Source organism: Bradyrhizobium sp. CCBAU 53421 (assembly GCF_015291625.1).
Taxonomy (GTDB): domain Bacteria; phylum Pseudomonadota; class Alphaproteobacteria; order Rhizobiales; family Xanthobacteraceae; genus Bradyrhizobium.
On sequence record NZ_CP030047.1, the window covers coordinates 5,066,369 to 5,083,098 of the forward strand.

At 65.4% G+C, this 16,730-nt stretch carries 17 protein-coding genes; 9 read left to right on the forward strand and 8 right to left on the reverse strand.

Annotated elements, in window-relative coordinates:
* Positions 1-84: 84 nt before the first annotated feature.
* The 4 genes from pxpB to XH92_RS24200 all read left to right on the forward strand — a co-directional run bounded on the left by pxpB (position 85) and on the right by XH92_RS24200 (position 3,227).
* Positions 85-816 (forward strand): 5-oxoprolinase subunit PxpB, encoded by a 732-nt coding sequence (gene pxpB, locus XH92_RS24185; RefSeq protein WP_194454334.1) that lies wholly within the window; start codon positions 85-87, stop codon positions 814-816.
* Positions 813-1,850 (forward strand): biotin-dependent carboxyltransferase family protein, encoded by a 1,038-nt coding sequence (locus XH92_RS24190; protein ID WP_194454335.1) that lies wholly within the window; start codon positions 813-815, stop codon positions 1,848-1,850. The genes pxpB and XH92_RS24190 overlap by 4 nt, the downstream gene beginning before the upstream one ends.
* Before the next feature lie 31 nt (positions 1,851-1,881).
* Entirely contained in the window at positions 1,882-2,655 is a 774-nt protein-coding gene (locus tag XH92_RS24195; protein ID WP_092114433.1) for a LamB/YcsF family protein, read from the forward strand.
* Between the two features lie 149 nt (positions 2,656-2,804).
* Positions 2,805-3,227, forward strand: coding sequence for a hypothetical protein (locus XH92_RS24200; RefSeq protein WP_194454336.1), 423 nt, complete (start codon positions 2,805-2,807; stop codon positions 3,225-3,227).
* Positions 3,228-3,301: 74 nt separating this feature from the next.
* On the opposite strand, the gene XH92_RS24205 is transcribed toward XH92_RS24200, so the two are convergent.
* The 3 genes from XH92_RS24205 to XH92_RS24215 all read right to left on the reverse strand — a co-directional run bounded on the left by XH92_RS24205 (position 3,302) and on the right by XH92_RS24215 (position 5,464).
* Positions 3,302-3,454 (reverse strand): hypothetical protein, encoded by a 153-nt coding sequence (locus XH92_RS24205; RefSeq protein ID WP_194454337.1) that lies wholly within the window; start codon positions 3,452-3,454, stop codon positions 3,302-3,304.
* Between the two features lie 265 nt (positions 3,455-3,719).
* On the reverse strand, positions 3,720-4,877 hold the full coding sequence (locus XH92_RS24210) for a CmpA/NrtA family ABC transporter substrate-binding protein (protein WP_194454338.1): 1,158 nt from the start codon (positions 4,875-4,877) through the stop codon (positions 3,720-3,722).
* Complete coding sequence (locus XH92_RS24215; RefSeq protein ID WP_028332037.1) at positions 4,874-5,464, reverse strand: ANTAR domain-containing response regulator; 591 nt, start codon at positions 5,462-5,464, stop codon at positions 4,874-4,876. The genes XH92_RS24210 and XH92_RS24215 overlap by 4 nt, the downstream gene beginning before the upstream one ends.
* A gap of 120 nt (positions 5,465-5,584) precedes the next feature.
* On the opposite strand from XH92_RS24215, the gene rimO reads away from it, so the two are divergent.
* The 3 genes from rimO to XH92_RS24230 all read left to right on the forward strand — a co-directional run bounded on the left by rimO (position 5,585) and on the right by XH92_RS24230 (position 9,744).
* Positions 5,585-6,910 carry a 30S ribosomal protein S12 methylthiotransferase RimO gene (gene rimO, locus XH92_RS24220; RefSeq protein ID WP_194454339.1) on the forward strand — a complete coding sequence of 442 codons (1,326 nt, stop codon included), beginning with the start codon at positions 5,585-5,587 and terminating at the stop codon, positions 6,908-6,910.
* Between the two features lie 112 nt (positions 6,911-7,022).
* Entirely contained in the window at positions 7,023-8,297 is a 1,275-nt protein-coding gene (locus tag XH92_RS24225; RefSeq protein ID WP_246787593.1) for a tetratricopeptide repeat protein, read from the forward strand.
* Positions 8,298-8,547: 250 nt separating this feature from the next.
* Positions 8,548-9,744, forward strand: coding sequence for an acetylornithine transaminase (locus XH92_RS24230; protein WP_194454341.1), 1,197 nt, complete (start codon positions 8,548-8,550; stop codon positions 9,742-9,744).
* A 99-nt stretch (positions 9,745-9,843) separates the two neighbouring features.
* Here the strand turns inward: XH92_RS24230 and XH92_RS24235 are convergent, their stop codons facing one another.
* The 3 genes from XH92_RS24235 to pcsA all read right to left on the reverse strand — a co-directional run bounded on the left by XH92_RS24235 (position 9,844) and on the right by pcsA (position 12,356).
* Positions 9,844-10,818: a quinone oxidoreductase gene (locus XH92_RS24235; RefSeq protein ID WP_194454342.1), complete on the reverse strand. Its 975-nt coding sequence runs from the start codon at positions 10,816-10,818 to the stop codon at positions 9,844-9,846.
* A gap of 93 nt (positions 10,819-10,911) precedes the next feature.
* A complete protein-coding gene (locus XH92_RS24240; RefSeq protein ID WP_194454343.1) occupies positions 10,912-11,631 on the reverse strand; it encodes a TerC family protein in 720 nt (239 codons plus the stop codon).
* Positions 11,628-12,356 (reverse strand): phosphatidylcholine synthase, encoded by a 729-nt coding sequence (gene pcsA, locus XH92_RS24245; protein WP_194454344.1) that lies wholly within the window; start codon positions 12,354-12,356, stop codon positions 11,628-11,630. Before pcsA ends, XH92_RS24240 begins: the two co-directional genes overlap by 4 nt.
* Positions 12,357-12,489: 133 nt before the next feature.
* Here pcsA and XH92_RS24250 point away from each other — a divergent pair, with 133 nt between their 5' ends.
* Positions 12,490-13,674, forward strand: coding sequence for a UbiH/UbiF family hydroxylase (locus XH92_RS24250; RefSeq protein WP_194454345.1), 1,185 nt, complete (start codon positions 12,490-12,492; stop codon positions 13,672-13,674).
* Positions 13,675-13,748: 74 nt separating this feature from the next.
* Here XH92_RS24250 and XH92_RS24255 read toward each other — a convergent pair whose 3' ends face one another.
* A complete protein-coding gene (locus XH92_RS24255; protein ID WP_194454346.1) occupies positions 13,749-14,702 on the reverse strand; it encodes an AEC family transporter in 954 nt (317 codons plus the stop codon).
* Positions 14,703-14,823: 121 nt separating this feature from the next.
* Between XH92_RS24255 and hspQ the strand changes: the two genes are divergently transcribed.
* Positions 14,824-15,156, forward strand: coding sequence for a heat shock protein HspQ (hspQ, locus tag XH92_RS24260; protein ID WP_024584048.1), 333 nt, complete (start codon positions 14,824-14,826; stop codon positions 15,154-15,156).
* A 28-nt stretch (positions 15,157-15,184) separates the two neighbouring features.
* Here hspQ and XH92_RS24265 read toward each other — a convergent pair whose 3' ends face one another.
* Entirely contained in the window at positions 15,185-16,459 is a 1,275-nt protein-coding gene (locus XH92_RS24265) for an MFS transporter (RefSeq protein WP_210345472.1), read from the reverse strand.
* Between the last annotated feature and the right edge of the window lie 271 nt (positions 16,460-16,730).

Here is a 16,730-nt window from a genome sequence, read left to right on the forward strand (position 1 = left end):
GTTGCTGCATCATTTTGCACGAAGCGAATTCCGTTTTTAATCGAAACACGCTAGCTTGATGGCTACCAAAGTCTGCTTGATCCGATGGCCGAACCCTTAAGTCCTCCCCGCCTTTTGCCGAGTGGCGACAGCGCCATCACGGTGGAATTCAGCCGCACCATCGACGACGCCGCCAACCGGCGGGTGCTCGCGCTCGACCGCGTGATCGCTGGCGAGCCGATCGCCGGCATCACGGAGACCGTGCCGACCTACCGCTCGCTGCTGGTGCATTACGATCCCGTGCAGATCACCTTCGATGCGCTCGGCGAGCAGCTGCTGGCGCGCGCCGCCAAGGCACTGCCGTCTGAGGCCGGAACGCGGCGCTGGCGGATCCCCATTACCTATGGCGGCGAGCACGGCATCGATCTCGAGGATGTGGCGAAGGCGCTCCAGACCACACCCGATGACATCGTCGCACGGCATGCTGGCGGCGACTACCGCGTCGCCATGATCGGCTTCACGCCCGGCTGGTCCTATCTCAGCGGGCTGGACAAGTCGCTCCATCTGCCGAGGCGCAAGGAGCCGCGGCTGGTGACCCCGGCCGGCACCATCTCGATCGGCGGCATCCAGACCGGCGTGCAGTGCCTGGCCGGTCCGAGCGGCTGGCATCTGCTCGGCCGCACCCCAGTGCGCACCTACCAACTGCATCGCGATCCGACCTTCCTGCTGGAGCCGGGCGATGCCGTCAGCTTCACGGCGGTGGATGCCAAGACCTTTGCCGATCAGGACCGCGCCGCCGAGGCCGGCGAATTCGTCGCAGAACTGGTGACGCCATGAGCAAGCTGATCGTCACCTCGATCGGCCCGGCCAGCTCGGTGCAGGACGGCGGGCGTCCGGGCTCGCAGCGCTACGGCCTGACGCCGAGCGGCGCGATGGACCGGCTGTCGCTGGCGGCCGCCAACACGCTGGTCGGCAATCCGCCGTTCGCCGCCGCGGTCGAGATCGGCCCGTTCGGCGCCACTTTCACCGCACGCGGCGGCGCGGTCCGCGTCGGGCTCGCCGGCGCATCACGCAACGCTGATATCGGTGGCCGGCCGCTCGCGTTCGACAGTTCGGCAACGCTCGCCGAGGGCGAGACGCTCAATCTCGGTTTTGCGCGCGGCGGCTCGTTCAGCTATCTCGCGATCGAGCACGGCATCGAGGGCGAGCCGATGTTCGGCAGCCTCGCGGTCAACGCCCGGGCTGGGCTCGGTAGCCCCTACCCGCGGCCGCTGCAAAGCGGCGACGAGTTGCAGACGAAAGCTGCAAGCACCACCGCCGAGCGCCGCATCGAATTGCCGGCCGCCACCGATGCGCCGATCCGCATCCTGTTCGGCCCGCAGGACGACGAGTTCAGCGAGGAAAACAAGCAGCTATTCCTCGACAGCGAATGGACAATCTCGGCCACCAGCGACCGCATGGGCTACCGGCTCGAAGGCGCCGCCGTCATCAAGCACCGTGACGGCCACAACATCGTCTCCGACGGTACCGTCAACGGCAGCATCCAGGTGCCCGGCAACGGAAAGCCGATCGTGCTGATGCCGGACCGCGGCACCAGCGGCGGCTATCCGAAGATCGCGACCGTGATCACGGCCGATCTCGGCCGCTTCGCGCAGATCTCCGCCGGCCGGCCGTTCCGCTTCAAGGCCGTGACGATGGCGGAAGCGCAGGCCGAGGCGGTCAAGTTCCACGCGCTGCTGCATTCCCTGCCCGATCGCCTCCGCGGCATCGAGGATTTCGGCCTCAACATCGAAGCGCTGCGGGATGCGAATGTCGCGGGTCAGGCCGTCAGTGCCGTCGATGTGTCGACCTGGCAAGCTGCGCTACCCTGAATCACTACGAACAACAGACGGATCGATCGCCATGACTGCAACCATCGACCTCAATTGCGACCTCGGCGAAAGCTTTGGCCCCTGGGAAATGGGCAATGATGCCGCGATGATCGAGCTTGCGACCTCGGTCAACGTCGCCTGCGGCTTCCATGCCGGCGACGCCGATATCATGCGCAAGACCGTCGAGCTCGCGAAGGCGCGCGGCGTCAGCGTCGGCGCCCATCCCGGGTATCGCGACCTGCATGGTTTTGGCCGGCGCCCGATGCCGGGGCTGACATCCTCCGAGATCGAGAACCTGATCGCCTACCAGATCGGCGCCTTGCAGGCGATCGCAACCGCGGCCGGCCACAAGGTCACCCATGTGAAGGCACACGGCGCGATTTCCAACGTCGCCTGCGAGGACGACATGACCGCACGCGCGATCGCCAACGCGATCAAGGCGGTCGACCGCAATCTCATCTTCGTGGTGCTCGCCAATTCGAAGCTGGTGCGCGCGGGCGAAGCCGCCAATCTGCGGATGGCGCACGAAGTGTTCGCCGACCGCGCCTATGAGGACGACGGCAATCTGGTGTCGCGCAAGAAGCCCGGCGCGGTGCTGCACGATCCCAAGGCGATCGCCGAGCGCGTGGTGCGGATGGTGCAGGATGGCGCGGTCGTGTCGGTCACCGGCAAGGTGATCAAGATGCAGACCGATACCGTCTGCATCCATGGCGACACGCACGGCGCCGTCGAGATCGCGCGCGGCCTGCGCGAGGCGCTGAGCAAGGCCGGCATCACGGTCGCGCCGTTCAAGACCGCGCACTGAGCCGTGAGCGCATCGACTGAAAAGGGCCGGCCATAGCGCCGGCCCTTCAGATTCCGTTAAGAGTCTTCTTAAACCCAAACTTGCCGTTTGATTGCTAGGTGCAGCTTCCGAGCCTTTGATTGTCCTCACAGGAAATTAGGTACGAAAGCATGTTCCGCACCAGCCTCTCCCTCGCCATTGCCGCGGTTGCCACCGCCGCCTTCAGCAGCGCGGCGTCCGCCGGCTGCTACAGCTGCTATACGCCGCCGCCCCAGCCCTGCACGACCTGCTATCAGGTGCAGACCGTGCCGCCGCAGTACCGCACCGTGCAGGAAACCGTGATGGTGTCGCCGGGCCGCGTCATCGCGCATCGCACGCCGGCGCAGTATCGTACCGTGATGGTGCCGAAGACCGTGATGGTCGCGCCCGAAGGCGTCGCCTATGAGCGCATCGCGCCGCAATACGCGACGCAAGAGCGCACGCAGATGGTCTCGCCGGGCTATTCCTATTACGCGCCGGTCCAGCCGACCTGCAACACCTGCGGCGGCGGATATGGCTACGGCTACGGATATGGTCAGGGCTACGGCTACTGAGCCGTCAGCATCCAGCCAACACAAAGCCGCCGCCTGAGGCTATCAGACGGCGGCTTTTCAATTCTCTGGTTAGCTCAGAACGGGTGGACGGACAGCGTGCCGAACACGATCGCAGCGATCACCGCAAAGGCGCTGTACAGCGCTGCAGTGTGAATTCCGGTCCCGGACTTCCTTGAAATGTTTCGCGCGTAAAAGTGCAGGCGGGCTTCCGCCGATAGCTCGCGCATGGTCGATCTCCAACGCCCCATTCTCGGGCATATGGAATAGCGTTCGCGCGCGGATTCAAGCGGGCGGCAGAAATAGCGATGCCGCCACCTTCGGGAACACGGTTCCGAGAGGAATATTCCTTCCTGCGCGCGGGCCCGAGAATCTTATTCGTTGCAATTCGAGGCGCCGGGAACCGCGCCAGCCCGCAATAACCGAAAATCGCGAAAACAACCCCATGCAAAGTAGCCGGAGGTGGATCGCTGAGGCGCGGCCGCTGCGCCGCGCTCAGGGCTTCCAGCGCCCGATCTTGAACGCCGCCAGATGGCCGGGAATGTCGTTCGGATCGAAAGGCGGGCCGGCGAACGCGCCGATGGCGTTGGAGGTATCAGCCGGAAGCCCGGACGCCGCGTCGTAGAGGTCCGGCCTGAACACCGCCATGGCCGCCTTCAGCGCCTCCGGCCGGTACGGCGTCTGGCCCCAGCGGACCATCTGGGCGTAGAGCCAGGCTGCCTGCCCCGGATCGGGCCGCGCGGCGCCCTCGCGCCCGACCAACAAATAGCGACTGCTCTCGCGCATGGTGCCGTCGGGCGAGACCTTCAGCCGGCCGTCGAGCGTGCGCTGGATGACGCTGGCGTCGACGCCGAGCCGCTCCGGCTGCGCCAGGATGCGCGCGACCTCGCCCCGGTTTTCCGGCTGCTCGATGAATTCGGCGGCGCGCAGATGCGCGCGCAGCAGCGCGGCCACGACGTCGGGGTGCTTCTCCGACCAGCTCTGGCGCACCGCCAGCACCTTCTCCACCGCGCTGAGCAGGATGTCCGAGACGAAATGCAGGATATGGCCGACGCCGAGATCGACAGCGATCGAATTCCAGGGCGCACCGACGCAGAACGCGTCGACATGCCCGTTGGCGAGGCTGTCCACCATGTAGGGCGGCGGCAGCACCACGAGCTGCACGTCCTCGTCGGGATCGACTCCGCCGGCGGCCATCCAGAACCGCAATTGATAATTGTGGGTCGAGAACGGAAACGTCATGCCGAAGGTCAGCGGCTCTGCCCCGCTCTTCCGCCGTTTCGCCACCACGCGCGCGAGTGCCCGCGCGGTCGCCATCGGATCGAGCCGGTCGCCGTCGAGCTCCTCCATCAACGCGGCGTACAGCGCCGGCGAGACCGTGATGGCGTTGCCGTTGAGCCCGAGATTGAAGGGCGCCGCGATCGGCACCTTGACGTGGCCGAGCCCGAGGTGTGATGCGATCGCCACCGGCGCCAGCAAATGAGCCGCATCGAACAGGCCGATATTGAGCTTGTCGCGGACATTCGACCACGACACTTCACGCACCAGCGTGACGTCGAGACCCTCAGCCGCCGCAAAGCCCTTGTCGGCCGCAACGATCAGGGCGGCGGCGTCCACCAGCGGAATGAATCCGATGCGCAGGGATGTGGTCATTTCAACAGCTCCGACGCCGTCAGGATCGATTGCGCTATCTCGCCGATCTTCTTCTTCTCGCGCATCGCGGTCGAACGCATCAGCACGTAGGCCTCCTCCTCGGTCAGCCCCTTCACCTTCATCAGGATGCCCTTGGCGCGGTCGATCACCTTGCGCTCTTCCAGCGCATGCTTGGTGCGGTCGAGCTCGTCCTGCAGCTTGGCGAAGGCGTTGAAGCGGGAGACGCAGAGATCGAGGATCGGCTTCATCCGCTCCTTCTTGAGGCCGTCGACGATGTAGGCCGAGACGCCCGCCTCCACCGAGGCCTGGATCGAGGCGGCATCGCTCTGGTCGACGAACATCGCGATCGGCCGGCGGACCGCGCGGCTGACCTGGAACATTTGTTCCAGCACATCGCGGCTCGGGTTTTCGAGGTCGATGACGATGATCTCGGGATCGAGCGCATAGATCCGCGAGAGCAGGCTCTGCATCTCGCTGATATGGACGACGTCCGTGTAGCCGGCCTCCCGAAGTCCCTCCTCCAGGATGGCCGCTCGGATCGGGCTCTCGTCGACTATGACGATCTTGGGAGACGACTCAGCGCTCATCGACCACTCTTAAAGCCCGGTAACAACCATCCATATCACGCCGGAAGGCCCGGGAAAGGGTTGTAATTCTCGGCAATTGGGACTAGCTCCTGCCCATCAATCAGGCAGATTTGGGAAGATATGCAAGAGGCCGCCGCGCCGAAAGTGAGCTTTGTGTCCTTGGGGTGCCCCAAGGCGCTGGTCGATTCCGAGCGCATCATCACCCGGCTGCGCGCGGAGGGCTATGAGCTCGCGCGCAAGCATGACGGCGCCGACATCGTCATCGTCAACACCTGCGGCTTCCTCGACAGCGCCAAGCAGGAATCGCTGGCTGCGATCGGCGAGGCGATGGCCGAGAACGGCAAGGTCATCGTCACCGGCTGCATGGGCGCCGAGCCCGAGCAGATCGAGAGCGCCTATCCCGGCGTGCTGTCGATCACGGGACCGCAGCAATATGAGAGCGTGCTGGACGCCGTGCACCGCGCGCTGCCGCCGGCGCACAATCCGCATATCGACCTGGTGCCGCCGCAGGGCGTCAAGCTGACGCCGCGGCACTACGCTTACCTGAAGATTTCCGAGGGCTGCAACAACCGCTGCAGCTTCTGCATCATCCCGAAGCTGCGCGGCGATCTGGTGTCGCGGCCGGCCAATGACGTGCTGCGCGAGGCCGAGAGACTCGTGAAGGCCGGCGTCAAGGAATTGCTCGTCATCTCGCAGGACACCTCGGCCTATGGCGTCGACCTGAAATATGCCGAGAGCCCGTGGCAGGATCGCAGCGTGCGCGCGAAATTCTTCGACCTCGCCAAGGAGCTCGGTGAGCTCGGCGCCTGGGTGCGGCTGCAATATGTCTACCCCTACCCGCATGTCGACGAGGTCATCGGCCTGATGACCGAGGGCAAGGTGCTGCCCTATCTCGACATCCCGTTCCAGCATGCGAGCCCGGACGTGCTGCGCGCGATGAAGCGCCCGGCTGCGCAGGAGAAGACGCTGGCACGCATCCAGAAATGGCGCGAGCAATGCCCGGAGCTGACGCTGCGCTCGACCTTCATCGTCGGCTTCCCCGGCGAGAGCGATTCCGATTTCGCCTATCTGCTCGACTGGCTGGATGAAGCCGGGATCGACCGCCTCGGCTGCTTCAAATACGAGCCGGTCGCCGGCGCCGCGTCGAACACGATCGGAAATGCCGTGCCCGACGAGGTCAAGCAGGAGCGCTGGAATGCCCTGATGGCGCGGCAGCAGAAGATTTCGGCCAAGCGCCTCAAGCGCAAGGTGGGCACCCGCCAGCAGGTGATCATCGACGAGGTCGGCCCGACGGTCGCCAAGGGTCGGTCAAAGGCCGACGCGCCGGAGATCGACGGCGCCGTCTATCTCACCAGCCGCCGCCCACTCAAGGTCGGCGAGATCGTCACGGCGAAGATCGAGCGCTCCGACCAATACGACCTGCACGGCAGCGTCGCCGGATTCTAGCTCCGGCCCACCAAGACCCCCGCGGATGCCGAACGGCATCCGTCGTTGTGAACCCGGCCGCGGTCTGGGCTCACAAAGCTTAGGCGGCCATCCGGTCGCACGGAGCCTGGTCTTGCGGCAATCATGGAAGCGACTGCTGGTACGCTGCCGGTTGGCGGCGGTCGTCCTCATCCAACTCGCGCCGGCGTTCGCCGCCACGGCAGCGCTGGCGGCGCCTCAGCCATCCTCCGAAGCGACTGCAAACGCCTGGTGCTACAGCAAGAAGGATGCGCCGCAGCGCATCGCCGGCTGCAGCTTTCTGCTTGCCCTGCGCAAATTCAAGGAGAAGCAACGCGCCGGCGCCTTCCTCAACCGTGGCGGCGGCTATCTCGAAAGCAACGATCTCGATCGCGCGATTGCCGACTTCACGGAAGTGATCAAATACGCGCCGATGCGTGGCAAGGGACTGGCCAACCGCGGCGAGGCCCATCGCCGCAAGGGCGAAGTCGATGCCGCCATCGCCGACCTTGATCAGGCCATCGCGCTCGATCCGAGGGATGAGATCGCGCGCTACAACCGCGGTATCGCCCACAGCGATCGTGGCGAACCCAAGCTCGCCATCGCCGACTACGACGAAGCCATCCGCCTCCGCCCGAACGATGCCTGGTACTACAACAACCGCGGCAACTCCTACATCGATGCCAAGGAGCCGGATCGCGCAATGGCCGACTATGATCACGCCATCCGCCTCGATCCGAAATTCGCGCTCGCCTATTACAATCGCGGCAATGCCTATCGTGGCCGCAACGACCTCGAACGCGCACTGGCCGACTACAATGCGTCGCTCCGGCTCGATGCTCGTTATGCGGCCGCCTACGGCAACCGCGCCCGGGTGTTTCGCGATCTCGGCGATGTCGATCGGGCGCTGGCCGATTTCGATCAATCGCTGCGGCTCGATCCAGCCGGCTACCGCGACTATTACGCACGAGGCAACCTCTATCTTGGACGGCAGGACTACCCGCGGGCATTCGACGATTTCAGCAACGCCATCAAGTTCAACGCGAAATACGCGGCTGCACTCAATGCGCGTTGCCTGACGCGCGTGATCATGGGCCAGGCGCAGCAGGCCCTCGCGGATTGCGAGCAGTCGCTGCAATGGAATCCGGGCGATCCCTACACGCTCGACAGCCGCGGCATCTGTCGCCTCAAGCTCGGCGAAGTTGATGCTGCGATCGCGGATTTTGACGCGGCGCTAAAGATCAACCCGAAACTCGCCAGCTCGCTTTATGGCCGCGGCGTCGCGCGACGCAAGACAGGCGGCGCCGACGCGGCGCAAGCCGACATCGCTGCCGCCCAGGCGATTCAGTCCGATATCGCTACCGAATTCGCGCGCTATGGCGTCGAATGACGGCGCACCAGCGCTTGACACCACCGCCCCTTCGGCTGTATGGCCCTGCGCCATGAAGCTGAACCGGACCCACCGCCGCGCCATCAACCGTCGTCGCACCCGCGACGATGCTGGGCTGCGCCGTGTCCGACGCCATCGCTGATTAGCTGACATCAGCCAAGGTTTTCGAGAAGGCCGCGCCCGCAAAGCGCGGCCTTCTTGCTTTTCGGCCTGCCCCACTAATCCCCACACCGCCCCAGAGGAGATCGATATGACCAACGCCGCCCATCCGTTCGACGCGCTGATGGACATCACCGCCCGCCCCGAGGTCGTGTTCGTGCGCGGCGCGGGTTCGTATCTGTGGGACGCCAACCGCAACCGCTATCTCGATTTCGTGCAAGGCTGGGCCGTCAATCCGCTCGGCCATTCGCCGGTCATCGTGGCCGACGCGCTGGCCGCGCAGGCCAGGCGGCTGCTCACGCCGAGCCCGGCGTTCTACAACGAGCAGAGCCTGAAACTGGCCAAGGCACTGGTCGACAACAGCAGCTTCGACCAGGTGTTCTTCGCCAACTCCGGCGCGGAGGCCAACGAAGGCGCAATCAAGCTCGCGCGCAAATTTGGCGCCAAATACAAGGGTGGCGCGCACGAGATCATCACCTTCGAGGGCGGCTTCCACGGCCGCACGCTCGCGACCATGTCGGCCTCTGGCAAGAAGGCGTTCGAGCCGTTGTTCGAGCCGAAGGTCTCGGGCTTCCGAAAGGCCAAATTGAACGACATCGAGTCGGTGCGGAAGTTGATCTCGCCGTCGACGGTCGCGGTGATGCTGGAGCCGATCCAGGGCGAAGCCGGCGTGTGGCCTGCGACCGATCAGTTCCTACAGGAGTTGCGGGCGCTGACCCAGCAGCGTGGCCTGCTCTTGATCGTCGACGAAATCCAGACCGGCATGGGCCGGACCGGAAAGCTGTTCGGCTATCAGCACGCCGGGATCGAGCCCGACATCATGACGCTCGGCAAGGGCATCGGCGGCGGCGTGCCGCTCGCGGCGCTGCTCGCGACCGAACATGCCTCGTGCTTCGATCACGGCGATCAGGGCGGCACTTTCAACGGCAATCCCCTGATGTGCGCCGCTGGACGTGTCGTACTCGATACGATCGGTCAGCCCGATTTCCTTAAATCGGTCGTCGATTCCGGCCTGCTGCTCGAGCGCGAATTGCAGCGGCTGTCGTCGCGGCACGGGCTCGGCGAGATCAGGGGCCGTGGCCTGCTGCTTGCGCTCGATCTCAAGATGCCGATCGGTGCCGCCGTCGTCGCCGAGGCGTTTGCCGCCGGCGTGCTGGTCAACTCGCCGCAGCCGGACACGCTGCGCTTCATGCCGGCGCTCAACGTCACGCGGGAAGAGATATCCGCGATGATTGATTGTCTGGATGGGGTGCTGACGAAGGTCGGTGCGGCAAGGCGGGTGGCGTAGCCATCTCAACTGTCGTTCCGGGGCATCGCGTTAGCGATGAACCCGGAACCTCGAGATTCTGGGTTCGATGCTCGCGCATCGCCCCGGAACGACGTGGACCTACGGCCTTAAAATCGCCGCGCCCGTGGTCGCCCGGCTCTCCAGGTCGATATGCGCCTTGGCGGCGTCCTTCAGCGCATAGGCGTGGTTGATCGGCACGTGCAGCTTGCCGTTGATCACGGCGGCGAACAGCGTGTCGGCGCCCTCGAGCAGCTCCTTGCGGGTGCCGACATAGTCGTTGAGCTTCGGCCGCGTCGCGAACAGCGAGCCGTGGTTGTTGAGCTCGGCGAGCGGAAACGGCGGCACCGGACCCGAGGCGTTGCCGAACGAGACGAACAGGCCGCGTGGCCGCAGGCACGACAGCGATCCCGGGAAGGTAGTCTTGCCGACGCCGTCATAGACGACGTCGCAGAGCTCGCCACGGCTGATCTGCTTGACGCGTTCGACGAAGTTTTCTTCGTTGTAGAGGATGACGTGGTCGCAGCCATTGGCGAGCGCGAGATCGGCCTTCGCCTTCGAGCCGACGGTGCCGATGACATGCGCGCCGAGTGCGTGGGCCCACTGGCAGGCCAGCAGCCCGATGCCGCCGGCCGCAGCATGGATCAGCACCCGATGGCCCTGCTCGACCTTGAACGTCTTGTGCAGGAGGTACCAGACGGTGAGCCCCTTGAGCATCAGCACGGCGCCCTGCTCGTAGGTGATGTGGTCGGGCAGTTTGACGAGTTTGTCCGCCGGGATGACGCGCTCGGAGGCGTATCCGCCGAGGTTGTGGTAGTAGGCGACGCGATCGCCGGGGTGGAAATTGGTCACCCCGGGGCCGACCGCCAAAACCTCGCCGGCGGCCTCGTTGCCGGCGATGAACGGCAGACCGGGCGCCTTGTAGAGGCCGGTGCGGAAATAGACGTCGATGAAGTTCAGCCCGACCGCATGCTGGCGGATGCGGACCTCGCCGGTCCCCGGCGCCCCCACCTCGACATCCTCATAGGTCAGGACCTCAGGGCCCCCCACCTTGTGCACCCGCACAGCCTTGGTCATGTCGTCGCTCCCCTCGAATATCAGCTTCAGACGAGCGAATGCCATCGGCGCCGGCTTGTCAACCAAGCCGCCTGGAACCAGCCATATCGCCCGCTAGGCATTCTTGCGGTTGCGTTTGGCTAGCACGTTGAACATCTCGACCGCCGCCGAGAACGCGATCGCGAAATAGATGTAGCCGCGCGGAATGTGGAATTTGAATCCGTCGGCCACCAGCGCGACGCCAATCAGCACCAGGAACGCCAGCGCCAGCATCTTGGTGGTCGGATGCTCCGCGACAAACCGCGCCACCGGGCCTGACGAGACGTACATGATGATGCACGCGATCACGACCGCTGCGATCATGATCTCGAGGTCCTGCGCCATGCCGATCGCGGTGATGATCGAATCCAGCGAGAACACCAGATCGATGATGATGATCTGCACGATCACCCAGAAAAACGCGTTGGGGCTCGGCTTGTCGTTCTCCTCGGCGTCACGCGCCTCGACCTCGGCGTGGATTTCATGAGTTGCCTTGGCGATCAGGAACAGGCCGCCACCGATCAGAATGATGTCGCGCCACGACAGCGCGACACTGGCGATAGTGAACACGGGCTGCGTCAGCCCGATCAACCAGACCAGGACGCTGAGCAGGATGATGCGGAACACCAGCGCCAGCAACAGGCCGATCTGCCGCGCGCGGTTGGCCTGCGGTTGCGGGATCCGCGAAACCAGCACCGACAGGAAGATGACGTTGTCGATACCGAGCACGATCTCCAGTGCCGTCAGGGTCAGCAGCGCCGCCCAGGCTTCCGGGCTGGTGATCAATTGCATCATGCTCTGAAGGCTTTCATCCGGCGGATCAAGGTGTCGCTGCCGACGATGTAGACGGCGATGGCGCACAGACCGAACGTGATCGGCGCGCCGACCATGAAGTCATTGGCGAGCGTGTACATGCCGAGCAGCGCCCAGGCGCCGAGCAGCCAGAGCGTCAGCCAGCGCAGCCGCACCACGCGGAGCGGGTGCAGCACATGGAACGGAGCGAAGGTCAGCGCGATCAGTGCCGCGACCACGATCGTCGACAGCACCGGCGGCAGATGCAGCAGGAACAGATAGAACGCCGCCGCATTCCACAGCGCCGGGAAGCCGCGGAAATGGTTGTCGTCGGCCTTCATGCGGCGGTCGGCGAAATACAGCGCGCTGGAGACCACGATGCCGATGCCGAGGACCGGCGCGGCCAGCGGCAGCAGCATGCCGCTCGCGGTGATCGCGTAGGCCGGCACGAACACATAGGTGACGAAATCAACCACCAGGTCGAGCACCTCGCCCGACCAGTTCGGTTGCAACCGCACCACGTCGAGCCGGCGCGCCAGCGGGCCGTCGATCCCGTCGATGATCAGTGCGACCCCGAGCCAGGCGAACATGTTGGCCCAGTGCTCGCGCACCGCTTCCAGCATCGCCAGCAGCGCGACCCCGGCGCCGAGCGCCGTGAAAATATGAACGGAGAATGCGGCGGTCCGCATCCGTTCTGGCAACGCATCCGGCTGGCTCGAGTGCTCCATCGGCCGAAGTGCTATCAGGAATCGGCCCCCTTTGCATATGCGGTCTTGCGGCGTTCCGCCGCGTAGAGCGTTGGAAACCCTTGTTGGTTAGCGATGGCTTGAAAATTGGGCCGGGCATGTCAAATGTCCTGATATGACCGACAGCTCGCAGGATTATGACGTTATCGTAATAGGCGGCGGCCCGGCCGGATTGACGGCTGCGATTGCCCTCACTGATGCCGGCGCGCGCACCGCGCTGCTGGCGCGCCGCGCACCCTATGCCGACAACCGGACCACCGCGCTGCTCGGCGCCTCGACCGAGATACTGGAACGGCTCGACGTCTGGCGGCGCTGCAGCGACAACGCGGCGGCGCTCAAGACCATGCGCCTCGTCGACGACACCGGCCGCCTGATCCGCGCGCCGGAGGTGCGGTTCTCCTCCGACGAGATCGGCCGCGAGCAGTTCGGCTTCAACATCGACAATCGCGAGCTGGTGGCGGCGCTCGAAGATCGCGCCGGCGAGATGGCCGCGCTGACGCGGTTCGACGACGAGGCCGCCTCGGTGCAACCGGATGATGCAGGGGTCACGGTGGTGACGCGGCAGGGCCAGTCGCTGTCGGCCCGGCTCGTGGTCGGCGCCGACGGACGCAATTCGCTGTCCCGCGAGGCCGCCGGCATCGAGGTGGTCAGCCGCGAGCTCGGGCAGTCCGCCCTCACCTTCAACATCACCCACAGCCGCCCGCACCACAACATCTCGACCGAGTTTCACACCGAGCACGGCCCTTGCGTGTTCGTGCCGCTGAGCGGCAACCGGAGCAGCGTGGTCTGGGTCTCGGCGCCCAAGGAGGCCGAACGGCTGAAGGCGCTCGGTGATGACGAATTGTCCGTCGCGGCCGAACGCCAGTCGCATTCGATTCTTGGCCGCGTCGAGGTCCAGGGCGGCCGTCACGTGTTTCCGCTCGCGATCGAGCGGCCCCGGCAATTCGCCAAGAACCGGATCGCGCTGGTCGGAGAATCCGCCCATGTGCTGCCGCCGATCGGCGCGCAGGGGCTCAACATGGGGCTGCGCGATGCCGCCGATATCGCCGAGATCACCGGCCAGGCGATCGGTCGCGGCGAGGATCCCGGCGCGCCCAATGTGCTGTCGCGCTACCAGGCGGCGCGGCGGCCCGATGTCGCCAGCCGGACCTGGGCGATCGACATCGCCAACCGGTCGCTGCTGAGCGATTTCCTCGGCGTGCAGACCGCGCGTGCCGCCGGCCTGCATCTGCTTGGCGCGTTCGGCCCGCTGCGGCGGCTGGCGATGCGCGAGGGCCTCGCGCCGTCATGGCGGCGGTGAACTTCACCTCTCCCCAATGGGGAGAGGTAAACCGAATCCACGGTCCGACCACTTCAATCCAAGTTCACCGCGCCTTAAGGAAACACCAGCCGGCCGCTCTGGATGAACCACATCACGCTGGTCAGCGTGACCACCGAGGCGAAGGTGCCGATCAGCACCGCAACCGACGCCGGCTCGATCCAGGTGTCGTTCTGCCGTGCAATCACGAACACGTTGAGCGCCGGCGGCAGCGAGGCCATCAGCACCGCGGTCGCAGCCCAGGGCTGCGCGAACGGACCGAACAGCAGCATCAGCCCGAACGCCAGCAGCGGATGGATCAGGAGCTTGATCGCCACCACGCCCGGCACCTCCCACGGCACCCGCTCGAACGGCCGCAGCGCCACGGTGATGCCGAGCACGAACAGCGCCGTCGGTGCGGCGGCGTTCTGCAGGAACTGGATGGTGCGGTCGAGCGCGACCGGGATCGGGATGTGAAACGCGGCGACCAGCGCGCCGAACACCGCCGACATGATCAGCGGGTTCTGCACGATCTGCTTCAGCACCACGCCGAACGCGTGCAGCAGCGAGGGATGGTCGCGGTCGGTGAGCTCGATCAAGAGCGGCACGATCGAGAACAGGAAGATGCTGTCGCAGCAGAAGATCAGCGCGGTCGGCGCCGCCGCTTTGGTGCCGAGCACGGCGAGCGCCAACCCAGGGCCCATATAGCCGATATTGCCATAGGCGCCTGACAGGCCTGCGAGCGTCGCCTGGCGCAACGACAGCCCGCCGATCAGCTTGCCCGCAACCATCGCCAGGAAGAACGCGATCACGGTTCCGAGCGTTGTGGCGATCAGGAATGGCGGGTTGTTCAGCTCGGCGAACGGCGTCTTGGACATGATCCCGAACAGCAGCGCCGGCAACGAAACGTAAAGCAGGAAGAAATTCATCCAGGCGAGCCCATTCTCGGGCAAACCTTTGGCTTTTCCGCACGCGTAACCGATGAAGATCAAGCCGAAATACGGCAACGCCAGATTGAGGATATCGATCATTCTGAAAGTAGTTTCTCGGCCGGATTTCGGGTCGTTTTGGTCCGGCTAGAATCGGTAAACCGGGGGTTAATTCACCGTCATGCCCCTAGCATCGGCCACAATGTTGGTCTATCGACGAACCATGATCAAAGCGCGCACCGCCAAATTCCAGATCGGGCAGATCGTCCGTCACCGGGTGTTCTCCTTCCGGGGCGTGATTTTTGATATCGACCCCGAGTTCAACAACACCGAGGAATGGTGGCTGTCGATCCCCGAGGACATGCGGCCCCACAAGGACCAGCCCTTCTATCACCTGCTCGCGGAGAACTCGGAGACCGAGTACGTCGCCTATGTGTCCGAGCAGAACCTGCTGCCCGATGACTCCGGCGAACCGATCCGGCATTCGCAAGTGGCGGAGATCTTCGTGAAGGACAAGTCGGGCGGCTACCGTCCGCGCAATCCGTCGCTGAACTGACGCGCGGCGCCCCTCGGCGCTGCCACGCTCACACGCCCTCGCGCCTGGCCAGCGCCACCGCGATCGCCCAGACCACAAAGCCCGCCAGCGCCAGTCCCGCGCCGACCAGGCCGGTCGACGTCCAGCCATAGCCGGCTGCGACGGCCATTCCGCCGAGCCACGGCCCCAGCGCGTTGGCGACGTTGAAGGCGGAATGGTTGAGCGCGGCGGCGAGGCTCTGCGCCTCGCCCGCGACATCCATCAGCCGGGTCTGCAACACGGTGGCAAGCGCACCGCCGAGCCCGATCAGGAACACGTCGGCGCTCAGCGTCCAAAAATTCATCGCCGCCAGTGGATACAGCGCCAGCGTCGCCGCCGACCACAGCAAGAGGCCGCCCGCTGTCGCCATCAGCGCGCGGTCGGCAAAGCGCGGCACGATGATGTTACCGGCGGTGAGGCCGGCTCCGAACACGCACAGCGTGACCGGCACCAAAGCGGGCGATGTGTGCGTCACCGCCAGCATGGTCGAGGCGAGATAGGTGTAGACCGAGAACAGCCCGCCGAAGCCGATGGCGCCGATCGCCAGCGTCAGCCAGACATGCTTGCGACCGAGCGCCGACAGTTCGCGCAGCGGGCTGGCGTTGCTGTTGGCGACGTCGCGCGGCGCGAAGATCAGCACCAGGATGGCGGTCAAGAGCGCGAGGCCGGCAACGATCGCGAAGACCCAGCGCCAGCCGATCGCCTGCCCCACGCCGTTGGCGAGCGGCACGCCGATCGTCGTCGCGATGGTGAGGCCGAGCAGCACGCGGCCGACCGCCGCCGTGCGCTTGTCGGTCGGGACCAGCGAGGCCGCGACCAGCATGGCGATGCCGAAATAGGCGCCGTGCGGCAGTCCGGCGAGAAAGCGCAGCACCAGCATGGTGTGATAATCCGGCGCGAGCCCGGAGAGGCCGTTCATCAGCGCGAAGAAGCCCATCAGCGCGATCAGCAGCGTGCGGCGGCTCATCCGTGCCGACAGCACGGCGATCACCGGTGCGCCCACCACGACGCCGAGCGCGTAGGCGCTGATCGCATGGCCGGCCTGGGGCTCGCTGACGTTGAGGTCGTGGGCGAAGAACGGCAGCAGGCTCATGGTGGCGAATTCGGCGATGCCGATCGCGAACCCGCCCATTGCCAGCGCAAGATGCACGATGCCCGGATGGAAGCTGCCGGGCACATTGTCCTGGTTGAGGCGCCCACCAGCATCGACTGACGGACGGACGGTCGGCTGCTCCGAAGGTCGGGAGAGCGGTTCCCGCCGCTGCGTGTTGACTCGCTGGGACATCGGGGAGACTTCCATGATAGCGAACGACGGGCTAGCGACCGAGGCAAGGTCCGGTCGCATCGCGCCATCAGACTTCCGCACAAGCGGCCAGGGTTCGCGCAGAACCGCGCGCGCATTTGCGCATCGAAGGCGCGTTCCGCGCTTTCGTCTGGCCTCCCGTGACGGATTTATGATTGTGCTTCGACGCCGGACTTGTCCGGACAAGGCAATCACGATGCGGCGTGGCCCGATCGATTTGCCTTGAGCAACCATCGCATACGATGCGCGCGAT

Coding starts and splice junctions, on each gene's coding strand:
- pxpB (WP_194454334.1), top strand. CDS start 85: ATGGCCGAACCCTTAAGTCCTCCCCGCCTTTTGCCGAGTGGCGACAGC.
- XH92_RS24190 (WP_194454335.1), top strand. CDS start 813: ATGAGCAAGCTGATCGTCACCTCGATCGGCCCGGCCAGCTCGGTGCAG.
- XH92_RS24195 (WP_092114433.1), top strand. CDS start 1,882: ATGACTGCAACCATCGACCTCAATTGCGACCTCGGCGAAAGCTTTGGC.
- XH92_RS24200 (WP_194454336.1), top strand. CDS start 2,805: ATGTTCCGCACCAGCCTCTCCCTCGCCATTGCCGCGGTTGCCACCGCC.
- XH92_RS24205 (WP_194454337.1), bottom strand. CDS start 3,454: ATGCGCGAGCTATCGGCGGAAGCCCGCCTGCACTTTTACGCGCGAAAC.
- XH92_RS24210 (WP_194454338.1), bottom strand. CDS start 4,877: ATGACCACATCCCTGCGCATCGGATTCATTCCGCTGGTGGACGCCGCC.
- XH92_RS24215 (WP_028332037.1), bottom strand. CDS start 5,464: ATGAGCGCTGAGTCGTCTCCCAAGATCGTCATAGTCGACGAGAGCCCG.
- rimO (WP_194454339.1), top strand. CDS start 5,585: ATGCAAGAGGCCGCCGCGCCGAAAGTGAGCTTTGTGTCCTTGGGGTGC.
- XH92_RS24230 (WP_194454341.1), top strand. CDS start 8,548: ATGACCAACGCCGCCCATCCGTTCGACGCGCTGATGGACATCACCGCC.
- XH92_RS24235 (WP_194454342.1), bottom strand. CDS start 10,818: ATGACCAAGGCTGTGCGGGTGCACAAGGTGGGGGGCCCTGAGGTCCTG.
- XH92_RS24240 (WP_194454343.1), bottom strand. CDS start 11,631: ATGATGCAATTGATCACCAGCCCGGAAGCCTGGGCGGCGCTGCTGACC.
- pcsA (WP_194454344.1), bottom strand. CDS start 12,356: ATGGAGCACTCGAGCCAGCCGGATGCGTTGCCAGAACGGATGCGGACC.
- XH92_RS24250 (WP_194454345.1), top strand. CDS start 12,490: ATGACCGACAGCTCGCAGGATTATGACGTTATCGTAATAGGCGGCGGC.
- XH92_RS24255 (WP_194454346.1), bottom strand. CDS start 14,702: ATGATCGATATCCTCAATCTGGCGTTGCCGTATTTCGGCTTGATCTTC.
- hspQ (WP_024584048.1), top strand. CDS start 14,824: ATGATCAAAGCGCGCACCGCCAAATTCCAGATCGGGCAGATCGTCCGT.
- XH92_RS24265 (WP_210345472.1), bottom strand. CDS start 16,459: ATGTCCCAGCGAGTCAACACGCAGCGGCGGGAACCGCTCTCCCGACCT.